Annotated in this window: 18 protein-coding genes and 3 pseudogenes; 5 read left to right on the top strand and 16 right to left on the bottom strand. The window is 37.0% G+C overall.

The window, feature by feature from the left end:
• Nucleotides 1–212 precede the first annotated feature (212 nt).
• The 10 genes and pseudogenes from LDX58_RS15315 to thiS form a co-directional block, all read right to left on the bottom strand.
• Nucleotides 213–1,121 (bottom strand): selenium metabolism-associated LysR family transcriptional regulator, encoded by a 909-nt coding sequence (locus LDX58_RS15315; protein WP_227937692.1) that lies wholly within the window; start codon nucleotides 1,119–1,121, stop codon nucleotides 213–215.
• Nucleotides 1,122–1,287: 166 nt separating this feature from the next.
• Nucleotides 1,288–2,676, bottom strand: coding sequence for a transporter permease (locus tag LDX58_RS15310; RefSeq protein ID WP_227937691.1), 1,389 nt, complete (start codon nucleotides 2,674–2,676; stop codon nucleotides 1,288–1,290).
• Nucleotides 2,677–2,952: 276 nt separating this feature from the next.
• Nucleotides 2,953–4,716: a sulfoacetaldehyde acetyltransferase gene (gene xsc, locus LDX58_RS15305; protein WP_227937690.1), complete on the bottom strand. Its 1,764-nt coding sequence runs from the start codon at nucleotides 4,714–4,716 to the stop codon at nucleotides 2,953–2,955.
• A gap of 66 nt (nucleotides 4,717–4,782) precedes the next feature.
• Nucleotides 4,783–6,141, bottom strand: coding sequence for an aminotransferase (locus LDX58_RS15300; protein WP_227937689.1), 1,359 nt, complete (start codon nucleotides 6,139–6,141; stop codon nucleotides 4,783–4,785).
• Between the two features lie 33 nt (nucleotides 6,142–6,174).
• A complete protein-coding gene (ald, locus tag LDX58_RS15295; protein ID WP_227937688.1) occupies nucleotides 6,175–7,311 on the bottom strand; it encodes an alanine dehydrogenase in 1,137 nt (378 codons plus the stop codon).
• Nucleotides 7,312–7,419: 108 nt separating this feature from the next.
• Complete coding sequence (sda, locus tag LDX58_RS15290; RefSeq protein ID WP_227937687.1) at nucleotides 7,420–7,575, bottom strand: sporulation histidine kinase inhibitor Sda; 156 nt, start codon at nucleotides 7,573–7,575, stop codon at nucleotides 7,420–7,422.
• A 95-nt stretch (nucleotides 7,576–7,670) separates the two neighbouring features.
• Nucleotides 7,671–8,551: pseudogene (gene pdxS / locus LDX58_RS15285) on the bottom strand (pyridoxal 5'-phosphate synthase lyase subunit PdxS).
• Nucleotides 8,552–8,590: 39 nt separating this feature from the next.
• A complete protein-coding gene (gene pta, locus LDX58_RS15280; RefSeq protein ID WP_227937686.1) occupies nucleotides 8,591–9,565 on the bottom strand; it encodes a phosphate acetyltransferase in 975 nt (324 codons plus the stop codon).
• 229 nt (nucleotides 9,566–9,794) lie between these two features.
• On the bottom strand, nucleotides 9,795–10,577 hold the full coding sequence (locus LDX58_RS15275) for a thiazole synthase (protein ID WP_227937685.1): 783 nt from the start codon (nucleotides 10,575–10,577) through the stop codon (nucleotides 9,795–9,797).
• Nucleotides 10,578–10,581: 4 nt separating this feature from the next.
• Complete coding sequence (gene thiS / locus LDX58_RS15270) at nucleotides 10,582–10,779, bottom strand: sulfur carrier protein ThiS (protein ID WP_227937684.1); 198 nt, start codon at nucleotides 10,777–10,779, stop codon at nucleotides 10,582–10,584.
• Nucleotides 10,780–11,172: 393 nt separating this feature from the next.
• Between thiS and LDX58_RS15265 the strand changes: the two genes are divergently transcribed.
• From LDX58_RS15265 to LDX58_RS15255, 3 genes are all read left to right on the top strand, one after another.
• Nucleotides 11,173–12,357 carry a YeiH family protein gene (locus LDX58_RS15265; protein ID WP_227937683.1) on the top strand — a complete coding sequence of 395 codons (1,185 nt, stop codon included), beginning with the start codon at nucleotides 11,173–11,175 and terminating at the stop codon, nucleotides 12,355–12,357.
• Between the two features lie 208 nt (nucleotides 12,358–12,565).
• Nucleotides 12,566–12,709 (top strand): BH0509 family protein, encoded by a 144-nt coding sequence (locus tag LDX58_RS15260; RefSeq protein WP_227937682.1) that lies wholly within the window; start codon nucleotides 12,566–12,568, stop codon nucleotides 12,707–12,709.
• Between the two features lie 1,250 nt (nucleotides 12,710–13,959).
• Nucleotides 13,960–14,133 carry a DUF1294 domain-containing protein gene (locus LDX58_RS15255; RefSeq protein WP_227937681.1) on the top strand — a complete coding sequence of 58 codons (174 nt, stop codon included), beginning with the start codon at nucleotides 13,960–13,962 and terminating at the stop codon, nucleotides 14,131–14,133.
• 411 nt (nucleotides 14,134–14,544) lie between these two features.
• On the opposite strand, the gene LDX58_RS15250 is transcribed toward LDX58_RS15255, so the two are convergent.
• Nucleotides 14,545–14,739: a hypothetical protein gene (locus tag LDX58_RS15250; protein ID WP_227937680.1), complete on the bottom strand. Its 195-nt coding sequence runs from the start codon at nucleotides 14,737–14,739 to the stop codon at nucleotides 14,545–14,547.
• A gap of 780 nt (nucleotides 14,740–15,519) precedes the next feature.
• Between LDX58_RS15250 and katG the strand changes: the two genes are divergently transcribed.
• On the top strand, nucleotides 15,520–17,739 hold the full coding sequence (gene katG / locus LDX58_RS15245) for a catalase/peroxidase HPI (protein ID WP_227937679.1): 2,220 nt from the start codon (nucleotides 15,520–15,522) through the stop codon (nucleotides 17,737–17,739).
• Between the two features lie 478 nt (nucleotides 17,740–18,217).
• Here the strand turns inward: katG and LDX58_RS15240 are convergent.
• A pseudogene (locus tag LDX58_RS15240) lies at nucleotides 18,218–18,574 on the bottom strand (iron-containing alcohol dehydrogenase); the annotation flags it as partial.
• Between LDX58_RS15240 and LDX58_RS15235 the strand changes: the two are divergent.
• Nucleotides 18,575–18,919: pseudogene (locus tag LDX58_RS15235) on the top strand (catalase/peroxidase HPI); the annotation flags it as partial. It abuts the pseudogene before it with no gap.
• A gap of 653 nt (nucleotides 18,920–19,572) precedes the next feature.
• Here the strand turns inward: LDX58_RS15235 and mce are convergent.
• The 4 genes from mce to LDX58_RS15215 form a co-directional block, all read right to left on the bottom strand.
• Nucleotides 19,573–19,995, bottom strand: coding sequence for a methylmalonyl-CoA epimerase (gene mce, locus LDX58_RS15230; protein WP_308017532.1), 423 nt, complete (start codon nucleotides 19,993–19,995; stop codon nucleotides 19,573–19,575).
• 118 nt (nucleotides 19,996–20,113) lie between these two features.
• Nucleotides 20,114–21,148 carry a methylmalonyl Co-A mutase-associated GTPase MeaB gene (gene meaB, locus LDX58_RS15225; protein ID WP_227937677.1) on the bottom strand — a complete coding sequence of 345 codons (1,035 nt, stop codon included), beginning with the start codon at nucleotides 21,146–21,148 and terminating at the stop codon, nucleotides 20,114–20,116.
• 52 nt (nucleotides 21,149–21,200) lie between these two features.
• Nucleotides 21,201–23,381 (bottom strand): methylmalonyl-CoA mutase, encoded by a 2,181-nt coding sequence (gene scpA, locus LDX58_RS15220; RefSeq protein ID WP_227937676.1) that lies wholly within the window; start codon nucleotides 23,379–23,381, stop codon nucleotides 21,201–21,203.
• Nucleotides 23,378–25,474, bottom strand: coding sequence for a methylmalonyl-CoA mutase family protein (locus LDX58_RS15215; protein ID WP_227937675.1), 2,097 nt, complete (start codon nucleotides 25,472–25,474; stop codon nucleotides 23,378–23,380). The genes scpA and LDX58_RS15215 overlap by 4 nt, the downstream gene beginning before the upstream one ends.
• Nucleotides 25,475–25,563: the final 89 nt, after the last annotated feature.

Here is a 25,563-nt window from a genome sequence, read left to right as displayed (position 1 = left end):
GGTAGTTCAATACCATAGTTCAGTATTTATGATTTATTGTTATGTTGAAAGCTTTCAGACGGAAGGATTCTTTGTAAAGAAATTCTTCCGTCAAATGCCAAAGGTAGCTTTATGGTGTTTGACCAACCTTTTAAAAAAACAAAATAGAACTATAAGAACTGCTTTCATACTGTTTATTTTACGCTTCGTCCTTTTTTCAAAATAACCACCTCTTATTCAAAAGTATTTTCTGCTAGTATAGATTTAGATGACTTAAGAAAGGTTTCAACAATTGGTTTTAACACAGTGTCACGACGACATACAATGTAGAAGTGGCGGGAAAGAGATATTCCTTTCAGATTATAGGTTTTTAGCGAGTTTAATCTTAATTCTTTTTTAATAGCATTTCTAGAGATAATAGAAACCCCTAACCCTGCCTCTACTGCTGACTTCACCGCTTCAGTACTACCCATTTCCAAAAATATATTTAACTTATCTGGATTTAGGCCATTTTTAATTAGATGTTGAGTCATAACTGTTCTAGTACCAGATCCTTTTTCACGTAATATTAATGGTAATTTTGTTAGCTCTTCTTGAGTAATGTTTAGTTTTTCTTTATAAAAGAAATCTGGTTTGGCAATTATGACTAACTCATCTTCCATAAAGGGTTCAAGTATTAAATCAGGATCTTCTACTGGTGCTTCAATCATTCCTAGATCCAAACTATGATTCTTTATTCTTTGCAAGATATGAGTTGTATTTGAAATATCAATAGATATTTCAATAAGTGGGTATGCATTTTTAAATCGCCCCAATAAATGTGGTAATAAGTTTTCACCAATCGTTAAACTACAGGAAATTTCTAATTGACCATGAATTTGTCCACATAAATTTAAAATTTCCTTTTCAGCAGACTCTGTTAGATTAATAATTTCTTTTCCGTAACGATAAAGAACTTTTGCAGAAGGGGTTAATTTAACATGCTTCGTAGATCTCTCAAAAAGAGTTGTATTTAAATTTTTCTCCAATGATTTAATTTGAGATGTGATAGTAGGTTGGGACATAAATAATGATTTAGCAGTTTCAGAAAAACTTTTTTTCTCAGAAACTACTAAAAAGGTCTTTAATTGTTCATAGTTCACTATTAATACACCTCTTTAACATTTAATATGTTAATCATAATCCTCATTAATCCTCTTTAAATTGATTTTCAAAAATACTAAAGTGATTAATATAGAGTCATCTGGATAAAACTTCTGAAGTTGATTAGAAATAGTGTATAAATTGGTAAACTATTAATAAGACTATTTAAATAAACTTTAAAAATCTACATATTTGTAAAGTAAGTGTAAGGACCAGTAATGATGTAATTACTAGTAATGTATTTTTTTTAGCAACTTCCAAAGGAGAAGCGTTAATTATACGGGAGGTTATTAAAACAGCCCCTGAAAATGGGGATAATTGGGCAGATAAAACCCAAGCGATTAATAATACAACAGCCATATATTCTGAGCTTATTCCCAAAAAAGATGGGGATAAAGATCCACCTATTCCTGTAACAATGATAACGGGATGAACTCCAATTAAGGAGAGAACGATTGAAAGTATAACTATTATTAATGTTAAGATGTAAACTGATCCAAAAGATAAGAAGTTTACAAGGTTTGAGACTAATTCTCCAAAATTTGTTCCCGTTAAAGAAACAGCAAAATAGCCTGCACTAATAAAAATTGCAATCTCATTCTTTAACCATTGAAAGGAAAGAGAAATATGTTCAATAGCGGAATAATAAAATTCTTTTACTTCCCCTATTAATATTGACCAAAATACTGGGTAAAAAAGTGCTAATACAGTAATAATGGGGAGCATATTTACACTTAAGGAATAATCAAGCAAAAATGAAGTAGATAGAAGAACCGTAAAAAAAATAATCAAAGAATATATTTTCTTTGAACTATCTGATTCATTACGAACATGTTGTACATTCGGTTGGTTTGGATTAATCTTTTTATCATCTTGGAAAAATATATATTTATTAAATATTTCACATAAAAGCAAATAAATAACGGCTAGTATAACACTAGTTAAAGCGATATTCTTCCAAGAAATGTCCAATAAAACAAGAACAAGTCCAACATTGACAAAGTAAGGAGACCAAAGCTGGGAAAACCCAAAAGCACGAAGTGTTATTAATCCTAATTTTTTCTCGTAATAATTAGAGAAACTTTTTTCTGCAATACGGTTAACGATTGGAATTGTACCTAAATTCAAGACAAATGTCATACAAATTGTCAAAATGAAACCCATGCGATGTGGGTTTCTATTACCTTTTTTTTCATATTCGAGAATTACTTCTTTTAAGGCTGATAGATAGCCTCCTACCGAAATAGCAATACCTAGTAAAGGAACTAATAGAAAAATAGAAATAAGGTTAAAATTATTACCTAAACTATAAAGAATAGTTTTAGAATCTGCTTGTTCTATAGAAAAAAAGTACGTGCCCAGAATAAGTAAAGTTAATACTATTACTTTATTTGATTTTTCAATTGAAAGAATTGCACATAACAGTAGTATAGCCGCAAGTATATTGTAAGTTACTGTAATAAGGTTTGAGGGAAAGAACACGTTAGTAATATAAAGAATTGAAGTAAAAAAACACAAAAAACCTAAGCTTGAGTGTACCCATTGGGTAAACATGTTGTTTATCACCTACAAAAATGCAGATTGTATACTAAGTACTATCTTCACTTGTTATTAATTATTCTTTCTCTCATATCTATAACTAAATAAGGCATATTATTTTTTGAGATTTTTTCTTAACCACTTACCATTGAACATATTGAGTACTTACAAAAGAAGAAGGGCATTCTTCAAAATTCTACTAGGCTTGTTAGTTGAATGTCTGAGAGAATGCCCTAAATTTCTATAGTAGAGTAAATGTAAATTAGTTTAATATATGTTAGAAATATATTTCTACCAATTTCTATGATCTAAGTGGCTATATTTCGGTAATAGGCGTACAGGCATTTTTAACGCATCTTTTCTAAATGGTGGAGCTAATTGTGTTCCATCTACTTGAATATCAATCACTGTTGGTTTCTCTGATTCTATCGCTTCACGAATGGCTGCACCAAGCTTATTGGGATCGTCAACTCTTATACCTTCAGCTCCCATAGATCTAGCCACTTCTGCAAAATCTGGATTTTGGATATCGGCACCTACGAAATGATTATTGTAAAAATCGACTTGGTTTTTCTTTTCAGCACACCATGCCTGATTATTAAAAACACAAGCGATCACTGGTATATTTTCTTCAACGGCAGTACTCACTTCATGTAAACTCATTCCCCATGCTCCGTCCCCAACAATAGCGATGACCGGACAATCAGGATTTGCTAGCTTTGCGCCAAGTGCTGCTGGATATGCAAAACCGGTATTACCAAAAGTAAGGGCAGCTATATGTTTTCGTCCATGATTGAATTTTAGATATGCATTTGCAGTGGAGGATACATTCCCAATATCTGTCGATACTATCGCATTTTCAGGTAATACCTTTGTAAGCTCAAGTAATGCTCTTCTAGGGTTGATAGGGCTTCCGTCAACCATAGCTAGTTCAACTAGTTCTGCTTCCCATTTTTCTTTTTCACTGGTAACTTTTTTGACTGTTTCTTCATTTCTACTTATGTTTGGATATCGTTCCTTTAAACGTTTCGCAATTTCTACACTCGCCTCTCTTGCATCACCGATAATCCCGAGTTCAATCGGGTGTGTTCGAGCAAGGTTCCGTGGGTTAATATCAATTTGAATAATCTTTGCATTTTTAGGGAAATAATCGATGTCATAACAAGGCAATGTTCCGAATACAGAAAGACGTGTACCAATCGCTAAAAGAACATCTGCATCCTTTAACGTATTCATAGCCGATTTAGCTCCCATGTATCCAATTGGGCCAACAGCTAACGGGTGATCAGAAGGGAACGCATCATTATGCATATAGGAAACGGCTACAGGTGCAGTGAGGTGTTCGGCAATCTCCTGAACCACCTCAATCCCATCTGAATCAACAGTACCTCTACCTGAAAGGATGACTGGATTTTTAGCTGAAGCTAATAATTCAACAGCTTCTTCAATTGATTGAATGGATCCACACCCACGATTGTCCACACGATATTGGTGTGGTTTTAAAATTTGTTCTTCCAGTTCACCATAAAAGTAGTCACGTGGAATATCATAAAGAACTGGGCCACGTTCAGCATAGGCAATACGGAATGCAGTTCGTAAACAATCTGCAACGCGGCTAGGGTGTGTCACTCGAACGGTTTCTTTTGTAATAGCTTTAAACACAGATACTTGGTCACATTCTTGGAACCCATCCCAGCCAACTGTTGGTGTTCCAGCCGATGGAGAGATGATGACCATCGGTGTATGTGCTTGATTTGCCGCCGCTACAGAGGTAACCATATTAGTAATACCTGGGCCATTTTGTCCAATAACAACTCCAGCTACACCACCGACTCGTGTATAAGCATCTTCCATATGAGCAGCGCTTTGTTCATGACGTACGCCAATAAAGCGAATTCCTGCAGTAGGAAATAAATCTAGTAAGTCCATAAAAGATGATCCTAAAATACCTGAAATATGAGTAACTCCCTCTGCGACTAAGGTTTCTACAATAGCTTCACTTGGAGTCATTTTTACTTTTGCTTGTTTTTTTACTTCCTCTTTGATTTGAACCATGGTTAAGTCCTCCCGACTATTATAAATATTCTGTATTTTTTACACATTCTTCACGAATAAATGGTATTAATGAATTGTATCGAAAACAGCGTTAACCGTTTCAAGAATAAACTTCAAATCATCTTCCGTTGATGTAAGTGGTGGAGCGATGATTAATATGTTATTTTGATCTGGGACGGTATCTCCATTCCGTCCAATAATCAAACCTTTCTCTTTACACTTTCCGATAATGTTACCTATAAATTCATCGGATACAGGTTCCTTGCTTTCCTTATCGGTAACGAGTTCAATTCCATAAAGGAATCCAGCCCCTCTAACTTCTCCAACGTTTTTGTGCTCATCTAATTCATGTAATCGTCCTAGGAGAGATTCGCCTAAAGTAGAAACGCGTTCGACTAAATTTTCTCTTTCAATAATTTCAATATTTTTCAGAGCTACAGCACATGAAGCTGGGTGTCCACCATACGTGGAAACGTGTCGGAAATGATTTTTATCGCCCTCTTCTTTAAACTTTTCAAAGATAGTAGATTTTACAGCAGTAGCTCCTAATGGCAGATACCCACTAGTTAACCCCTTAGCCATTGTAACGATATCAGGCTGAACTCCTTCTGAGTGCATAAATCCAAACATTTTCCCTGTTCGACCGAATCCAGATACGACTTCATCGAGAATGAGTAAGACATCGTGCTTTTTACAAATTTCTTGAACTCGCTGTAAATACTCTTTTGATGGAATGAGGACACCACCACCAGATATAAACGGCTCCATAATGACAGCGGCGACTGTTTCAGCGCCTTCCCATGAAATGACCTGATCGATCATATTAGCAGCGACGAGGTCACTGTTTTCTATACCTCCAAAAGGGCAACGATAACGATAAGGAGGTGGTACATGTAAAAAACCTGGAACAGCTGGATCATATTTTACTCGACGGTTAGCTTGAGCTGTTGCGCTTAATGCGCCTAAAGTTGTGCCGTGATAGGCTCTATATCTAGAAATGAATTTATATTTACCCGGGTTGCCATTCTGGTTGTGATATTGCCGAGCGATCTTAAATGCCGTTTCATTCGCTTCAGACCCACCATTGGAAAAGAAAGTCTTGTATGAACCTCCAAGAAGTTCACTAATTTTTGATGATAATTCAATTGCAGGAGTATGTGAAAACGTAAGTGGAAAATAGGATAACTGTGCCATTTGGTTTGTAGCGGCTTGAACAATTTCTTGTTGTCCATGACCTAGATTCAAGCACCATAAACCCGATACCCCATCTAAATACTTATTTCCATTGATATCTGTAAACCAAGACCCTTCTCCGGATACCGCAATCATGGGATTGGCATTAGCTGAATGACGGTGCATGGCGTGCCATAAGTGATCATTATCTTTCTGAACCAACTCTTCTTTTCTAGATTCCTTGACTTTCATTTTAAAACCTCCTTTTATAAAAGATAAAAACCATTATAAAGTTGTGGCTACTTTTTCATTCAATAACTCTTCTATAGAGGTATATGATAAATGGTGAGCGTCTGCAACAGCTTTATAAGTAACACGTCCTTTATAGGTATTAACTCCTTTTGCTAAAGCAGGTTTTTCTAGTACAGCTTTTTTTACCCCTTTATTTGCAATAAATACACCATACTGACTTGTTACGTTCACCAATGCAATTGTTGATGTTCTAGAAACTGCACCTGGCATGTTAGCGACTGCATAATGAAGCACACCATGCTTTAGATATGTTGGATTATCATGGGTAGTAATTCGATCAATTGTTTCAATTGATCCCCCTTGGTCAATAGCGACATCAACAATTACTGAGCCTTCAGACATATTAGATACCATCTCTTCAGTAACTAAACGTGGGGCCCGAGCTCCCGGTATGAGTACAGCACCTACTAACAAATCTGCATCCTTTATTTCGGATGATATGTTATAACTATTTGACATCAAGGTTTTTAAACGACCTCCAAATTGATCATCTAATTGACGAAGGCGAGACGGATTGATGTCTAATATACTAACGTTTGCTCCTAATCCAATTGCCATCTTTGCTGCATTTGTACCTACAATTCCACCCCCAACAATTACTACCTTTGCAGGTTGGACACCAGGTACACCTCCTATCAGTACACCTTTTCCACCCTTTGATTTCTCTAAAAATTGCGCACCTATTTGAACTGACATTCTTCCAGCAACTTCACTCATAGGAGTTAGTAGAGGTAATGAACCGTCCTCAATTTGAATTGTTTCATAAGCTATAGAAGTTACTTTTTTGTTAGTCAATTCCTGGGTTAACTCAGGTTCAGCAGCTAAATGTAGATAAGTAAATAAAATCAGGTTTTCTCGAAAGTAACAATACTCCTCTTTTTGGGGCTCTTTTACTTTTATAACCATTTCTGCAGACCATGCTTCCCTTGCGGTTGATACAATCTTGGCACCGGCTATTATATATTGCTCATCACTAAACCCACTCCCGGTCCCTGCTCCAGTTTCAATCCACATTTCATGACCTGCTTGGATATATGAATCCACACCAGCTGGAGTAATCGCTACACGATTTTCATTATTTTTAATTTCCATAGGTACTCCAATTATCATAATTCTTCCCTCCCTAAATAATTGATACTGATATCATGACGTTCGTACCAGCAAGTCTATTAAAACATAATAAAACTGAAAATTCAATACATTCCCAAAAATAAATTTTTAAATATTAGTATTTGTGTTTTCTAAAATTACAAAACTATCTATATTTCGCTTTTTGATCTCTCGTTCTATCAATAAAATGAAGTATTGGTCCAGTTTTAATCTTAGCGCTTTTGCATATACCTTAATCAATAAATCATCGGGAATTTTCGACATTATATTCGCTCCTTATTATTTAATTAAGCTTACTTGAATTGATTAGTTTAAAGTTGAATTACAAACATAAAAAACAACTTTGTGATTCTACCATTTTACCAACCTCGCTCTTGCATTCGCTCGGATGGCATCAGTGTTGAAATCTCTATTCCTCTCATAGCTGCACCTAATCCTTTTGATAGTTTTGAAATTAACTGATAATCCTCATAATGTGTTGTTGCTTCGACAATTGCTTGAGCAAACCTTTGCGGATTCTCAGATTTAAAAATACCTGAACCTACGAATATCCCATCTGCACCAAGAAGCATCATTAACGAAGCATCCGCAGGTGTTGCGATTCCACCGGCTGCAAAATTCACAACAGGTAACTTACCTGTTTCTCTAATTTTTAATAATAATTCATAAGGTGTTCCTGTATTCTTGGCTTCAGTCATAAGTTCATCTCTAGACATTGATGCTACTCTCTTAATTTGCGATTGAATCATTCGCATAGACGTACTGCTTCAACGATATTCCCTGTACCAGGTTCTCCTTTAGTTCGAATCATTGAGGCCCCTTCACCAATTCGGCGACCAGCTTCACCAAGATCACGAGCACCACATACAAATGGAATTGTATAGTTATGCTTATTAAAGGTGATAAAGCTCATCTGCAGGCGTTAATACTTCACTTTCGTCAATGTAATCAACACCCATCGGCTCAAGTATTTTAGCTTCTACAATGTGACCTATTCTTGCCTTTGCCATAACAGGTATTGAAACAGCGTTCATAACTTCCTCAACAATAGTCGGATTCGCCATTCGAGCTACACCACCTGATGCACGAATATCGGCAGGGACCCGCTCTAATGCCATTACAGCAACTGCACCAGCGTCTTCAGCAATTTTGCTTGCTCAGCATTAACCACATCCATTATCACGCCGCCTTTTTGCATTTCAGCCATTCCTCGTTTTATACGTTCTGTTCCAATCTTCATACACTTACCTCCTACTTTACATATTTACAAATTACTAGTTTAATATAATCCTTGCATAGCAGTTATAATAGATAATTTATACACATCGTCTGTACTGCAACCTCTAGATAAATCGTTTACTGGTTTGTTTAATCCTTGTAAAATTGGACCAACAGCCGAATACCCACCCAATATTTGGGTAATTTTATAACTTATGTTTCCTGAATCTAAATTAGGAAAAATAAATATATTTGCATCACCATTTAGTGAAGAGTTGGGCGCTTTTTTCTTAGCTATTGATGGTATAAGTGCTGTATCAAATTGTAATTCACCATCAACTACTAAGTTTGGATCCTTTATTTTCACCAAGGAAACAGCGTTTGAAACTTTTTCACTTTCTAATGAACGCCCAGAACCTTTGGTAGAAAAACTAAGTAAAGCTATTTTTGGATCAATATCAAACATTTTTGCAGTATCAGCAGATAAAACAGCTATCTCTGCTAGGTCTTCGCTACTTGGGGATATATTAACCGCACAATCAGCAAATATATATTTTTCACTGCCTTTAGTCATAATAAAAATGCCAGATATTTTATTAACCCCTTGCTTTGTCCCAATAATTTTTAATGCCGGACGTATTATATCTCGTGTTGTATATACTGCTCCTCCTACTAGTCCATCTGCAATATTTGTATGCACTAACATCGTTGAAAAAAAATTTGGCTTCAACAATGTTGATCTAACAGTTTCTTCATCATCTTTGTTCTTAGTACATTGTAAAAACGAGTCTACCATCATATCAAAATTAGGAAATCTAAATGGATCTAATATTTCATAATCTCTAAATTTAAGATTTAAATTTTTTATATTAATTGAAATCTTTCCTATATTCCCAATTAATATGGGTTTTAGTATCCCCTCTTGTGATAATTTACAAGCCGCTTTCAATATTCGTTCATCATGTCCTTCTGGAAATATAATAGAAGGGTATTTACTTTGAACTTTTTGTTTAGTTTCTCCAAAAATTCTATCCATGTTTATCCTCCCTTCCGATCACAATCTATAAGGGTATATAGTTATCTTCTTTTTATTATTTAAATCACATCATGACGTACGTACCAGTTACAGTAATATTAAATCACACTTGAATAAAATTAACAATATTATTTAAATAATTTGAAAAACAGCTGAGATCTTAAGGGTAAACAAATCTGAAACTATCGGTGGTGCCTCCACGATAATATGTCATCCCACTTATTCACTTCTATGATAGAATCAATGATTCATAAATACTACTTGCGGTAGCATAACGTTTTTTGGGGATACGCCCAGCTAAATAAGACATCCTTCCTGCTTCAATGGCATAGCGCATGGCTTGTGCCATTTTAATTGGGTCTTTTGCTTTCGCAACAGGTGTATTCATTAATACACCATCAACTCCTAATTCCATTACTTGGGTTACATCTGCCGCTGAACCTAATCCAGCATCAACAATAATTGGAACATTTGCTTCTTCAACAATTAATGATAGATTGAATGGGTTTAATATTCCTAAACCTGTTCCAATTGGTGCAGCACCAGGCATTACAGCTGCAGCACCAGCTTCCTCAAGACGCTTACATAGTATTGGATCATCAGATGTATAAGGTAATACAACAAACCCTTCCTTTGCTAAAATTTCAGTTGCCTTTAATGTTTCAATAGGATCTGGAAGTAAAGTTTTATTATTATGGCTAATTTCAATTTTAATCCAATTACTAAGTCCACTTGCTCTTGCTAGTTTAGCAATTCTAATAGCTTCTTCTGCTGTCTTTGCCCCTGATGTATTAGGTAAATACGTTAAGGACTGATCCTCAAGGTGTTGTAAAATTGCATCTTCGTCTGGCATTTCTAAGTTAACACGACGAATCGCAAATGTTAGTACTTCTGCACCGGACTTTTTAATCGCCTCTTTTTGTATAAAAGGGTTTGGATAACGGCCAGTACCAATAAAAAAACGTGAGGATAGCTCTTTCCCACCGATCACAAGTTTATCTTGTTTGTTCATATGATCATCCTCCTCCTACAAAGTGGACGAGTTCAATCCTCATCCCTGGGGCTAATTTTGTATTGCTCCAATTTTTTGATTCAATAATTTCACCTTCTAATTCAATTACAACTAAATGCATTTCAAGATCATAATGTTTTACTATTTCTTCTAGCGTGTTTCCACTAATCTCTTTTTCATCACCATTAATAATTAGTTTCATTAGATCCTTCCTCCCCACGTATGAGTATTATTTAAATCATGATGAGGGTTTTCAGTGACTAGTATCCTAGCAATAGTTACCCTTGTTCAATACATTTTATTTTGTAATTTAATTTATTCTAAATCAATAGACCGAAAATTAAAACTTTATTCTTATAAACCGCTAATTGAAATTTGTAATGAATAATATTATAAATCTCTATTAATTAAACTATTGGATAAAGATAGTTTTGAAAAATGGTTTATCAGAGTAAATTAAGCAAATGCTAATCCTCTCTAAATATGTACTTATTCAAATTATTAATAATTTATAAATAGAATCGCAATAAATAGTTCGGGTATTTATGTGTTATCGTTTACTTAAATTTCAAACACGATAAAAGGAGTTGAGAATATGGGCCTTCCTAAAACTAAAATAGAAGAAGGATATCAGAAACCGACATCAAGAATAAGTGGCTTAACTAAAGTAATCCCGGGTAGTCTTTATTGTTTATCCATTATGTTAATTAGTACCGTTATGGCTAAATGGTTAGGACAATGGATTAATCAATTACAAGGGTTACCAATTAATAGTTCAAGTCCTATTTCCAGTATTTTTATAGCAATTATACTCGGACTATTAATTAGAAATATTATTGGGTTGCAAGAAATTTTCAAGGATGGTGTAGTTTTTTCGATTAAATTTATTTTAAAATTTGGAATTATCCTTTTGGGGATTAGGTTAAGTTTTATTGATGTAATAAAATTAGCAACTTGGGGAATTCCGATAATTTTGGCTTCGGTGATTGCAGGCCTCTTAGTTACTTTGTGGTTTACAAATAAAATGAAACAGTCTCATCGTCTAGGTACACTGGTTGCTTGTGGAACGGGAATATGTGGGATTACTGCAATTGTTGCCATTTCACCAAGCATTAAAGCCAATGACGAAGAGGTCGCTTATGCCATTGCCAATATTACAATATTCGGTATTATTGCCATGTTTGCATATCCCTACCTTGCACATTATTTATTCCAAGACGATCCTATTAGGGCTGGTTTATTCCTTGGAACATCCATTCATGATACTGCCCAAGTTGCCGGTGCAGCACTGATCTATGGTCAAGTTTTTGATACTGCAAAAGTTGTCGACGTTGCTACAATCACAAAACTTACTCGTAATGTACTCATTGTCGCTGTTGTACCCATCTTGTCTTACTATTACTTCAAAAAGGTTGCTGATAGTTCTGTAACAGGTACACAACCAACCAAAAAATGGTATAAATTAATTCCACTGTTTGTTTTAGGATTTTTGGCAATGGCAGTTGTTCGCACTATCGGAGATGCAGGGGTAGAAAATAATAGTGCTGCTTTTGGGATATTAAATCCTGATCAATGGATTGAAACATGGTCTACTATAAACTCGATAGGCTCAAATTATTTGTTAGGAATTGCTATGGCAGCAGTTGGCCTTTCAACTAGTTTTAAAGTTTTTAAAGGGTTAGGATTTAAACCTTTTTTAATTGGTATGGTGGCAGCTATTTCAGTTGGAATTATAAGCTTAGTAATGGTTAGTTTATTAGGCGGTTTTATAACAATTTAAAAGTCAATTTTCGATAGACTTATCTGTAATAGCAAAGTATTTAATTAATCATTAATAGATAATTTTTTATATGTGAAAAACCGAAAACAATTATTGAAATATTCAAAATATGTATAAAAATAGAGATTGACAGTTCTCTTTTCTGTTATATAATATGATTAGATATACAAAATTGTTATATAACAATTCATTTAAAGGAGGAGACAAAATGAGTAGAAGAGAGCGCAAAAATATGATTGATTATATTCTTATGGTTAAAGGAGGCGATAAACGTAATTTTATTTATATGACTGATCAAGATATAGAACATATATATGAAACTGTGTACTCTCGTCATGAAACAATTGAATAAGAGAGAACAAGCTTAGATTAGGTTTCAATATACATCTACCCAGTTTTAAACAGCAAAAAAGTCTAGTCATCAGTAGTTCCTATTACAGATGACAAACCATGTATATGTGTAATTATAGTTACTTGATAATTACACATATACATGTACACTAGTAAAGCATCTTCAAGTTAATCTAGAAGATGCTTTTTTGTTTTTATGTAAAAATTCCCGGTGCTTTCCATAGATTTCCCCGTTTATAACCTGCAATTTTTTTATACCGCTTTACATTTTTATATACTTGTTAAATTTTTTCTGTTTTTTGAATAGATATTACGTTTCTTCTGCCATGCCTGAGTCCATCTAGACTTTTCCGTCCGCTTAGGCTTGGTTTCCTATCGTGTATGCCTCCGCAGTAGCTACGACTCTATAGCATTACTCATACTGATCCAATATCTTATTAAGTTTCTTCGTATTTTCCTTCAGCCTCAACAATAATTCCCTTTAATTCTTCAATCTCTTCATCTGTTTTCTTTCCCATCTCTTCAAATTATTCTATGCATCCTTCAATCTGCTCATTAGTCATCACATTCACCCTTCTAATATCTCTTATAAGTACCGTCAATTATCATCTGCTCTTAATCAACCTTACTTATCATTCCAATATCATAATAGTCTAGATCATCTTCCATAATCAGCCCAATTTAAATGATAATGAGCCCCACACTTATGAGCTTCAATAAGGTCACCGAATTCATCAGGTTAGAAGAAAGAAATTTTCCATCATTCACTCATCCTATTTAGAAATAGAAAAAAGCATCCACAATTGAGTGGATACCTCACCTTATTTATTCATCTTCCGCTCTAGTCATTTCATTATATTCCTCGGTACTTAGTTCTAATAATTCCGCAGCATAAGCTTCTACTTTTTCTTCACGTACTTGTTCGTATTTAGATAAGATTTCCTCTTCCGCTAATACCTCCTTAAACGCAAAAAAATCTTTAAGAAATCAGATTAATAGACACACTGGTGGCGTCAAATCTGAACCTTAAAGGTTCCGAAAGTTTAATAGTTACCCTGTTAACCATAAATTGGTCGCACAAAAAAGAAAGAAAAATAAAATACTTATACATTTATACTACTACAGTTCAATTGTGAAAAAAAGATATTTTATTGTTTGTTTATGGGAAAAATTACTAATACTAGATGTAAAAATATGCTAAGGTATAAAAAAACACGTAGCCAGTTTTATCCTTAAAAGGAGTAATGAAAATTGGAGTTTATTATCTATTATCTCTTAATCATTAATATTGTTAGTTTTTGTATGATGGGAATGGACAAACATTTTGCCATAAAGCAGATGCAACGGATTCCTGAAAGACATTTATTCTTAATGGGATACATTGGAGGAGGTACACAACTCCTTATTTTTACACCGCACAGTTAATTAACAGTACTGAATATATTCATTATATCAAATAATTTTTGTCATCGAATTCCCCGCAAACGCCTAGAAATACCTTATATTAGAGAGTTGTAGACAACATCACGGAGATTCCAATAAGATGTGTTTTTGCTATACATTAGCTTTAAAAATATTTCTTACTGTTGGAATATAAAAACCCCAACCATTTAAGATTTGGGGTTCATTACATCTATTTTTTTCACTAAAATCATTCAGATTTATTCAATTGCATCAAATACAAATCTATCGAATCCTCTACTTCCTTTGCAACCAACTGAACAAAATTATCATAGTCCTGTTGGGTATGCACCTTGTCTAAAGCCTCGTAATAATCTAACCGATTTTCTACTTTGATAACAATAGGTGGAAAGCTATCTTTTATTAGTTCCAAATTTAATAATAAGGATGTATTTGCTCCTGTTCATACCAATTCATTAGTTTTTCCATTTCTTCCTTAATAAGATATGGAGCTGCATTTGAATTATAAGTCCATTCAAGTAGCAGCTTTTCATGTAAACTTCTTAATGTGTACTTTGGTAAGGGGTGTTTTACATCAAGGAGCGCCTTTTCTGATATTTGTTCGAACATTTCATCCACCTCTTAGGATTCAAACCATACACTTTTATGTTAAATCTACGGAGACTTCAGTAACTATTTTTATTATGTAGTACTTGTTTTAGCCAACAAGTTATTCATTCGTTTTATCTAAATATTAAATTCAAACGATTTTCGTTATTTCACTGTCTTATATCATAATATATAAATTGCCAAAAAAATCATTAGCTTTGCATTAAGTCATTAAAAATTTGTCAAGTAGTTTCGCGAAAAAGGTGCCGCCCCCCGTGCTTTAAAGCACGGGGGGCGGGCACCAAAATTATTCATTTATTAAGAATCTCTCAAGGAATCCATGTCTTACCTACTATCATTCCTTCTCATTATATAGTAAGTATGAGGATATTTATATTGTAACTCTCTAAAAATTCCGTTCCATTCTCATTTTTATTTACTAATTTTCAATCCTCCATAAATCTCTTGAGATTCGACTTCTATTGTTTGGATAAAAGTATCCATCATAATCAACTAATCTCCACTAAATCTCTGGAAGTGTAATAAACTTTTTCTTAAAAACTATTTCTAAATCCTCTCTTTCTTACATACAATTGGTAGAGGTTTACTTTCCATAGAAACCTCCCATTGATAATGAATAGTCTTGTTACTTAAAAATACTTATTCTTACAAGTCTATATTTCTTTCTTTTTAAGTAATAGTTTATTATAATGATTACATAAGAATAATTATTAAATTCTAAGTTATAGATTAGAATCATAATTATTTACTACTTAATTTATTTTGAAAGGGGAAAAACAAATGGACGCTAAAAACGCTACTAATGCTGGAAAATGCCCGGTAATGCACGGAGGTGCTACTAGTAAAACTTCTAGTGGTACGACAAATAGAGACTGGTGGCCAAACCAGTTGAACTTGAATATTCTACATCAGCATGACAAAAAAACGAACCCTATGGGAGAAGAATTTGATTATGCAGAAGAATTTAAAAAGCTAAACTATGATGCTCTTAAACAGGATCTTCATGATCTAATGACAGACAGTCAAGAGTGGTGGCCTGCTGACTACGGACATTATGGCCCAATGTTTATCCGTATGGCTTGGCACTCCGCAGGTACATATCGAACAGGTGACGGCCGTGGTGGTGCTGGAAGTGGCTCACAGCGTTTTGCTCCACTTAACAGCTGGGCTGACAACGGCAACCTTGATAAAGCTCGTCGACTTCTATGGCCGATTAAGCAAAAGTATGGCAACAAGATCTCTTGGGCTGACTTGCTTGTTCTAACAGGAAATGTTGCGATTGAATCCATGGGCGGTAAGACATTTGGTTTTGGAGGCGGACGCGCAGACGTTTGGCATCCAGAAGAAGACATCTACTGGGGTTCTGAAACTGAAATGCTAGGCGATAACCGTTACACAGGTGATCGTGAGCTTGAGAATCCTCTTGCTGCCGTTCAGATGGGTCTTATCTATGTGAATCCAGAAGGTCCAAATGGTAACCCAGATCCAGTTGCAAGTGGTCGCGACATCCGCGAAACGTTTGCACGTATGGGAATGAACGATGAAGAAACAGTTGCACTAGTGGCTGGAGGCCATACTTTTGGTAAGGCACACGGTGCAGGAGATGCTGCACATGTTGGTCCAGAACCAGAAGCTGCTCCTATTGAAGCACAAGGCTTAGGATGGTTAAGCAAACACGGCAGCGGCAAAGGTAGTGACTCAATCACAAGCGGTATTGAAGGTGCTTGGACGGCTAATCCGACACAGTGGGATAATGGTTTCTTCGATCTATTATTTGGTTATGAGTGGGAGCTTACAAAGAGCCCTGCAGGCGCACATCAGTGGGTCGCTATAAATCCTGATCAGAAGGATCTTGCACCAGATGCAGAAGATACATCCGTCCGTGTTCCGACTATGATGACCACAGCCGATATGGCATTACGTATGGATCCAGCATACGAAAAGATTTCTCGTCGCTTCCATGAGAATCCAGAAGAATTTGCAGAGGTATTTGCTCGTGCATGGTTCAAACTACTTCACCGTGACATGGGTCCTCGTGCAAGATATCTAGGTCCAGAAGTACCAAAAGAAGACCTTATCTGGCAAGATCCTGTACCAACTGTTGACTATGAATTAACAAATGCAGAAGTATCAGAGCTTAAAACAAAGATCCTAGACTCAGGACTTACAGTTAGCGAGCTAGTAGCAACTGCTTGGGCTTCAGCTAGTACCTTCCGTGGGTCAGATATGCGTGGTGGCGCGAATGGTGCCCGCATCCGTCTTGCCCCACAAAAAGATTGGGAAGTGAATCAGCCGGAACAACTGACCAAAGTGCTTACAGTACTAGAAGGCATTCAAAGTCAATTAGATAAGAAAGTCAGCATGGCTGATTTGATTGTACTAGGTGGTAGTGCTGCAGTAGAAAAAGCTGCACAAGATGCAGGCTTTGACGTAACGGTTCCGTTTGTTCCTGGACGTGGCGATGCAACACAAGAGCAAACGGATGTCGAAGGCTTTGAAGTGCTAGAGCCTAGCGCTGATGGTTTCCGTAACTATCAAAAGAAGCAGTATCGTGTAAGTGCAGAAGAGCTCCTAGTAGACAAAGCACAACTACTAAACCTTACTGCACCAGAAATGACTGCACTTGTTGGTGGTATGCGTGTTCTAGGTACAAACTTCGGTGGCACCGAATACGGTGTATTCACTGATCGTGTTGGTACACTCTCTAACGACTTCTTTGTTAATTTGCTTGACATGGGCGTAGAGTGGAAGCCTGTAGACAAAAGCGTATATGAAGGACGTGATCGCAAGACAGGTGAAGTCGTGCGCACAGCAACTAGAGTTGACCTCGTATTCGGTTCAAACTCAGTTCTACGTGCCATTTCAGAAGTTTATGCTCAAGATGATAACAAAGGTAAGTTTGTAAATGACTTCATTGCTGCCTGGGTTAAAGTAATGAATGCAGATCGTTTTGATCTTAAGCGCACTGACCTTAAGAAAGCACAACTAACAGGTAATTAATAAGTATAAGAAATATCCGCCGTCAGGTTTATTTGACGGCGTTTTTTTTGTGGAAGAAACAAACAATTGATCTAAAACAGAGCTTATTAATATGAATAGTGGATCACTATGATTATTTCTTTGGAGCGTCCTTAGTTCAATTATCTGTAATTCCTCTATGTTCTGAAGCGGTTCTCCTTTAGTATCTTATTAATGAAAGATTATAGGACGAGATTGTCATTTATTAAACAATAAAAAACGCCTTCTTACTATTCGTAAAAAGGGGTTCTCAATATTAATATTTAGTTATAATTAGTAAGCAATATTCAAGGATTATGCTGGAGAATTAATAAAATTAACTGGACTAATTCAATATCAAGCAGTCAGGAGGCCATAGACCTACCTAACTACTTCGGCATATTGAAACAAGGAAGACCAGCCAAAGCCAATTCTTCTGAAATGAAAAATCAGCTTTATAAAATCACTCCCAATCTATGTTTTATAGCAATCTTTTATAGATCTTTTCAATATCTGAAACTGTTGCTTTTTTCGGGTTATTATCTAGTAGTCTTGTTACTTTGGAAGCAGCTTCAGCTAACGCAGGGACATCTTCTTCTTTCACACCAAATTCTTTTAAGTCTTGTGGAATATTAAGTGCTTTTGTCCACTCAATGATTCTTTCAATTAGTTGATTTGCTGCATCTTGAGATGGAACGTCTTTGTCAGCTAACCCAATCGTTCTCGCTATTATGGCCATACGCTCTTCAATTTGATCAAGGTTAAATTGTGTAACATGAGGAAGAAGCATTGAATTCGCCTCACCATGGGCAATATTAAATTTACCACCTAGCGGATATTTGGTAAAGCACACGGTGCAAGAGATGCTGCACATGTTGGTCCAGAACCAGAAGCTGCTCCTATTGAAGCACAAGGCTTAGGATGGTTAAGCAAACACGGCAGCGGCAAAGGTAGTGACTCAATCACAAGCGGTATTGAAGGTGCTTGGACGACTAATCCGACACAGTGGGATAATGGTTTCTTCGATCTATTATTTGGTTATGAGTGGGAGCTTACAAAGAGCCCTGCAGGCGCACATCAGTGGGTCGCTGTAAATCCTGATCAGAAGGATCTTGCACCAGATACAGAAGATGCATCCGTTCGTGTTCCGACTATGATGGCCACAGCCGATATGGCATATAGATAGCTTAAGTAGATATGATTCATATCTACCTTTTCTGCTACTTGTTGAGGAGTAAGATCTTCACAAAATGGTTCTTCATATATTCTAGTGCTCTGTTAATGGCAGAGTGTTTTTTCGTTTTACTATAATGTAAAACGCGGATCTAGCATATCCTTCAATTGATTCCGTAACCACCGCATCATTGCATCTCTAGTCTTAACCTTGCGTATTTCAATATAAGGCTGATAAAGATAAGAGCCAATCAGATATTTGCCCTCCACCATTTTAAGACGATGGAGTTACCACGCGTTTGGAAATTAAAACCACCATAATATCACTCTAAACTGCGATAAACCCCATTTTCTATAACAACGGAGTCCATCCCAAGATAAATCAATTTTAATATTTCTCGTTCTAAAAAAAAGGGAGGTTTTTTCCCTTTTTGAACAGACTCGAAGCAATTAGCGTAGTCGCTACATCTTTAAAAGTCTTACTATGAGTGGGTTTCTCATAGTAAGACGAGTAGCGAACGGAGCCATTGCAAGTCTTATAGGAATTGCCTTTTTTCTTATTTTGATAGGATATATGAGTCTAATTATATTTTAATGAGTAGAAGTATTCAGAAAAAGTAATCCGATATAGCTTCAGGTGCAACTCCATATATACCAAGTTCATCATTCCCTCCGTTGAGGTTGGCAGAACTCGAGTAATATTCCATTTGTGGACTTTGGATGAAGAAAGGCTACCAAATTCCCATGTGCCCCCTGCTTCGGTTTATCATTGATCAACTTGACTCCGTGTGCTTTCATATTTTTTAAATGCTCATCAGCATTTTCAACCCGTAGTGCGATATGGTGAATGCCCTCTCCTTTTTTCTCGATAAACTGAGAAATAGGACTATCCGAACTTATTGGTTCCACTAATTCCAACCTGGTCTCCCCAATTTCGATAAACGCCACACGAACTTTTTCGCTTTCAACAACTTCATAACCTAAACATTTCAACCCGAGTACTTCAGTATAAAATTTTACTGAAGTTTCCAAATTTTTGACGGCAATTCCAATATGCTCAATCTGATTTGGTGGTTTCAACTGCAACATCCTCTCTCCCATCTATTTGTTCCAATTCGCTTTATCCATTTAATGGTACTTGCAACTACCGTTCTCGTTATGCTTGGTTTCTCCCACGTTTCAAAGAGTAGAATATCTTGTTTCCTTATCCATTTTCATCATAAATGCTGAATAATTGTTGTACTGCAAGAGTTGGTGAAGTTTGACCATTAACAAGGAATTTCTCCATTTCGGATATACTCTTTTTCATTAGTGGGTTACCATAAAATCTCGCCTTTAACTGGTCTTCAATCATAGAATGAACCCAATTGATCATCTGTTCTTTTCGTCTTTTTTCAAAGACACCAGTACAACTAGTAACTTCTTTATATTTCTTAATGACATCCCATATGTGAGGGACTCCTTCATCAGTTAACGCAGACACAGTAAACGCTTTTGTTTCCCATCCTTCTGTTGCAGGTTGTAAGAAATGAAGGAGTCGGTTGTAATCAACCTTAGCATTCAAAGCAGCTTGTTTGTTTGTACCATCAGCTTTATTAATAAAAATGGCATCGGCCAACTCTATTACTCCTTTTTTCATTCCTTGCAATTCATCCCCAGCACCGGTCAGCATAATAACAAGGAAAAAATCCACCATGGAACGAACGGTTATTTCACTTTGACCAACTCCTACGGTCTCAACGATAATCACGTCATACCCTGCCGCCTCACAAATAAGAAGGGTTTCACGGCTTTTTCTAGTCACTCCACCTAGAGTTCCACTTGATGGTGATGGTCGAACATATGCGTCTGGGTGGCGAGAAAGTTGTTCCATTCGTGTTTTATCCCCTAGAATACTCCCTTTTGAAACGCTACTAGTCGGGTCAACGGCTAATACTGCTACCCGGTGATTTTGCTCACAGAGCATCATGCCAAATGATTCAATCAGTGTACTCTTACCGGCACCAGGAACACCTGTAAAGCCGATCCGAATTGATTTTCCGGTATGTGGAATGAGTTGTTTTAGTACGTTTTGTGCTATTGCCATATGTTTTGGCAAATTGCTTTCTACTAATGTTATCGCTTGTGCAATAATTGCACGGTTACCATTAATCACACCCTGAACATACTCATCAACCGACAGGTGTTTTCGTCTTGGAGGGAAACTTTGATTTGATTGGAGTCTTTTTTCCTCAGTCATTCCGTAACCTCCTCGTACCCTTGTCTGTATTGTGTATAGGAGGAGCTCATAATCAAATGTCGAACCCGAGACGACGATTAATTTCCTCTATTACCTTCTGTGCAGCAACTGGGATAACCGTTCCTGGTCCGAATATTGCAGATGCTCCCTTTTCTGTTAAATAATCGTAATCTTGAAATGGAATAACACCGCCAATAACGACGACAATATCTTCACGACCTAAACGTTTAAGCTCTTCTACGACTTGAGGAAGTAGTGTTTTATGTCCAGCAGCAAGGGAGCTCATCCCAAGTACGTGTACATCATTTTCCACAGCTTGCAACGCTGCTTCCGAAGGGGTTTGGAATAAGGGACCGATATCTACATCAAAACCAAGGTCTGCAAAAGCCGTCGAAATTACCTTGGCACCACGGTCGTGTCCGTCCTGTCCCATCTTCGCGATCATAATTCGCGGTCGGCGACCTTCATTTTCTTCGAATTGATCGGCCATTTCACGTACAACTTTTACTTGCTCCACTTCACCGAATTCAGCACTGTACACTCCACTAATTGAACGAATGACAGCTTTATGTCTCCCAACAATTTTCTCATAAGCATTCGAAATTTCTCCCAAGCTCGCTCTCGCACGAGCAGCATTAATTGCTAACTCTAAGAGATTTCCTTCTCCAGTTTCAGCTGCTTTTGTAATCGCTTGAAGTGCTGCTTCTACTTTGGCATCATCCCGATCTGCACGAAGTTTCTCTAAACGACGAATTTGTGCTTCACGAACTGCAGTATTATCGATATCCAAAATCTCAAGGGGTTCTTCTTTTTCTAATCGGTATTTATTCACACCGATAATTGATTCTTTACCGGAATCAATATGTGCTTGTCTTCTAGCAGCCGCTTCTTCAATTCTCATCTTTGGCAGGCCTGTTTCAATCGCTTTAGCCATTCCACCAAGGGCTTCGATTTCTTCGATATGTGCCCAAGCCTTTTCAAGTAATTCAGCAGTTAATGACTCCACGTAATAGGAACCACCCCAAGGATCTAAAACGTTGGTTATACCCGTTTCATCCTGAAGGTATAATTGTGTATTTCGAGCAATTCGAGCCGAGAAATCTGTCGGTAAAGCAATTGCTTCATCAAGAGCGTTCGTATGAAGGGACTGCGTATGACCAAGGGCGGCAGCCATCGCTTCAATACAGGTACGAGTCACATTATTAAATGGATCTTGCTCTGTTAAGCTCCATCCAGAGGTTTGCGAATGTGTTCGTAGCGCTAGCGACTTTTCATTTTTTGGGTTAAATTGTTTCATTAGCTTCGCCCAAATTAATCGACCTGCACGCATTTTAGCAACTTCCATGTAGTAATTCATGCCAATTGCCCAGAAAAAAGAAAGACGTGGAGCAAATCGATCAATATCAATCCCAGCTTTCAAGCCGGTTTTGACATACTCTAAACCATCTGCCAACGTATAGCCCAACTCTATATCAGCTGTAGCCCCCGCTTCTTGCATATGATAACCAGAGATACTAATTGAATTAAATTTCGGCATATGCTGGGACGTATATTCAAATATATCTGCGATTATTTTCATCGACGGTGCCGGTGGATAAATGTACGTATTACGAACCATGTATTCTTTTAAAATATCATTCTGAATCGTTCCAGCAAGCTTCTCTTGAGGGACTCCTTGTTCTTCAGCTGCCACGATATAAAATGCCATTATCGGTAAAACGGCTCCGTTCATCGTCATTGATACAGACATTTGATCTAATGGGATTCCATCAAATAACACCTTCATGTCTAGGATGGAATCAACTGCAACGCCGGCTTTTCCAACATCACCGACGACTCTAGGGTGATCCGAATCATAACCACGGTGTGTAGCTAGGTCAAATGCGATGGAAAGACCCTTTTGTCCTGCAGCTAAGTTTCGACGGTAAAATGCATTGCTTTCTTCCGCTGTAGAAAAGCCAGCATATTGACGAACGGTCCAAGGTTGTGTTTTATACATAGCAGGGTATGGGCCTCGAAAGAATGGTGCGATTCCGGCCACATAGTCTAAATGCTTCATTCCTTTTGTATCATTATTTGTGTAGAGAGGTTTTACATCAATCTTTTCAAATGTCGAAACTGCTAATTTTTCAACAGACTTTCCAGAAAGTTTTTCTGCTTGTATACACCACTCGCTAAATTCTGCCTTGATTTCATCTTTGTACGCTATTTGACTGAAATCAGGTTTTGTCATGATAGAACAACTCCTTTCTCCTGTAGAAGTTGACTTAAAACGTCATAGCAATTGGAGCCAATGTGAACAAACTCAGATATTCCAGCCTCTTTAAATTTGACTTGGTCATCTTCACTAGGCTTTACTGCTAATAAAACCGTTATTTGTTCCGATGCTTCTTTAATCGACTGTGCAAGTGGAATCGCCTCTTGTTGATAGTCTTCATCTTTTCCACAAATAATAACAATATCGGCATTTGATGCAATAGCTGCGTCGGCTGCTTCTTTTGCAGAAGCAAATCCATTGTTTTGAATGACATCGAAGCCACCTACTCCAAAAAATCCTGCTGCAAAATCTGCTCGCGATTTATGAGAAGCTATTGGTCCTAAGTTTGCTAGAAATACAGTCGGACGTTCGCCTGTTTTTTCTTCATTTTTGTCAATGATTAACCGGAGTTCTTCAAACTGAATGGCACCTCTCGAAGGCTTGATCGCTTTAATGCTAACAACAGCTTCCGGATTTCTACCGGTTGCGTCTGCTATTTCACCCAACGACGCTCCTTGTTTCGCTACCTGAATCGCAGCTTTTGTTTTATTTAAAATAGCTACTAAACTTCCAACTGATTTATGTGCGCGTCGTTTCACTTGATTAATATGATCTTCAATTTGTGACGTTTCATCAACCGCTAACCTGTCTAACTCTTTTTCTTCCATATTCACATACATATTTGTCCCAACAAATATATCCCTACGACGTGAGATATTCTTTACTCGTTTTGAAGCCGTCTGTTCAACCACTTTTTGCGGAAATCCTTTTATTAATGCTTGGGAAATACCACCTTTTCTCTCTGTTTCTTGGAAAAGCTCCCATGCCTTTTTCGCAACCTCATTTGTCAAGAATTCAACGTACCAAGAACCACCAGCAGGATCAATTGACCGCGCAATATGGGCTTCCTCTTTTAAAATAATCGAGGTGTTACGTGCAATGCGCCGTGAAAAGGCAGTGGACTTTTGAATCGCTTCATCAAAGCAGCTAACATGAATACTGTCGGCTCCACCAACTGCGGCAGAAAATGCTTCAGTTGTTGCACGCAGAATATTCACATAAGGGTCAAAAATTGTTTTTGTCCATGCAGATGTTCGTGCATGCATCGTCATCTTCTGAGCTTCTTCATTCCCACCAAACGTTTCAACGATTCTAGACCAAAGTGTTCTAGCAGCACGGAGTTTTGCAATTTCCATAAAATAATCAGAACCCACCGAGAATGAAAAGCGGATACTGCTTGCGGCTTTATTTACTTCAACTCCCCGGGTCGTTAGTGCATGTAAATATTCTACTCCTGTTGCTAATGCAAAAGCCAATTCTTCAACCGCACTACTTCCACCATCATGATAGACGTTTCCATGGATAAGCACTGCTTGTAGATTAGGAGTATTCTCAATAGCCCATTGTGTTACGTCGGCCATTAATGTATAGCAATCTTCCAACTCATAAGCCAATGTTCCATTTGTCACCAGTTCCGCAATTGGATCCATTCCTATACATCCATGTAGATCTTCTACGGGTCGCCCCGACTGTTCTAAATGGGAAATGAACAAAGCAAGTATTGGTAATGAATTGGCACCTGTATTAACATAAATAGGTACATTTGCTAGATCGATATCTTTTAGAGCATCAGTTACATCGTCTATTCCTGAAATCGATAATCCTGCTTTACCGACTCCTGATGCAGCATCATTCGCATTTATTCCACGTTTCGTTAGTGTATCAAGGACGATATTTAACGAGGTTTGCCCTTTGCTAAGATCATGCCTTGCTACTTCGTTAAATGCAGTCGGTGTTCCAACATTGATTTCCTGGTTGACATCCCAACCATATGTTAGCGCTTTTGTTCCGCGAGTAAAAGGGGTCTTACCTGGCAAAGACTGAAGAAAAGGAAGATTGACTGCATCCTCCTTCCGATACATAGGTTGAAGTGAAATACCTTCATATGTATCAGTGACAAGACGTTTTTCAAAAGAGGCCCCTTTTAGAGATTTTTCTGTTATTTCACGCCACTGTTCATAACTAGGGATATCAAATTCAGAAAATTGGTTTAAAGATTTTTTCACCATTTTATGTTTGCGCTAAGCATCTACCTCCATGCTAAGCGCTCTCTCCCTTCTATATCTTTTTCTATAAGCGTTTGAAATCCGTAAAAGAG

The organism is Alkalihalobacillus deserti, assembly GCF_020734105.1.
Taxonomy (GTDB): Bacteria; Bacillota; Bacilli; order Bacillales; family Bacillaceae_D; genus Halalkalibacter; species Halalkalibacter deserti.
This window is presented reverse-complemented; position numbering and strand designations above follow the sequence as displayed.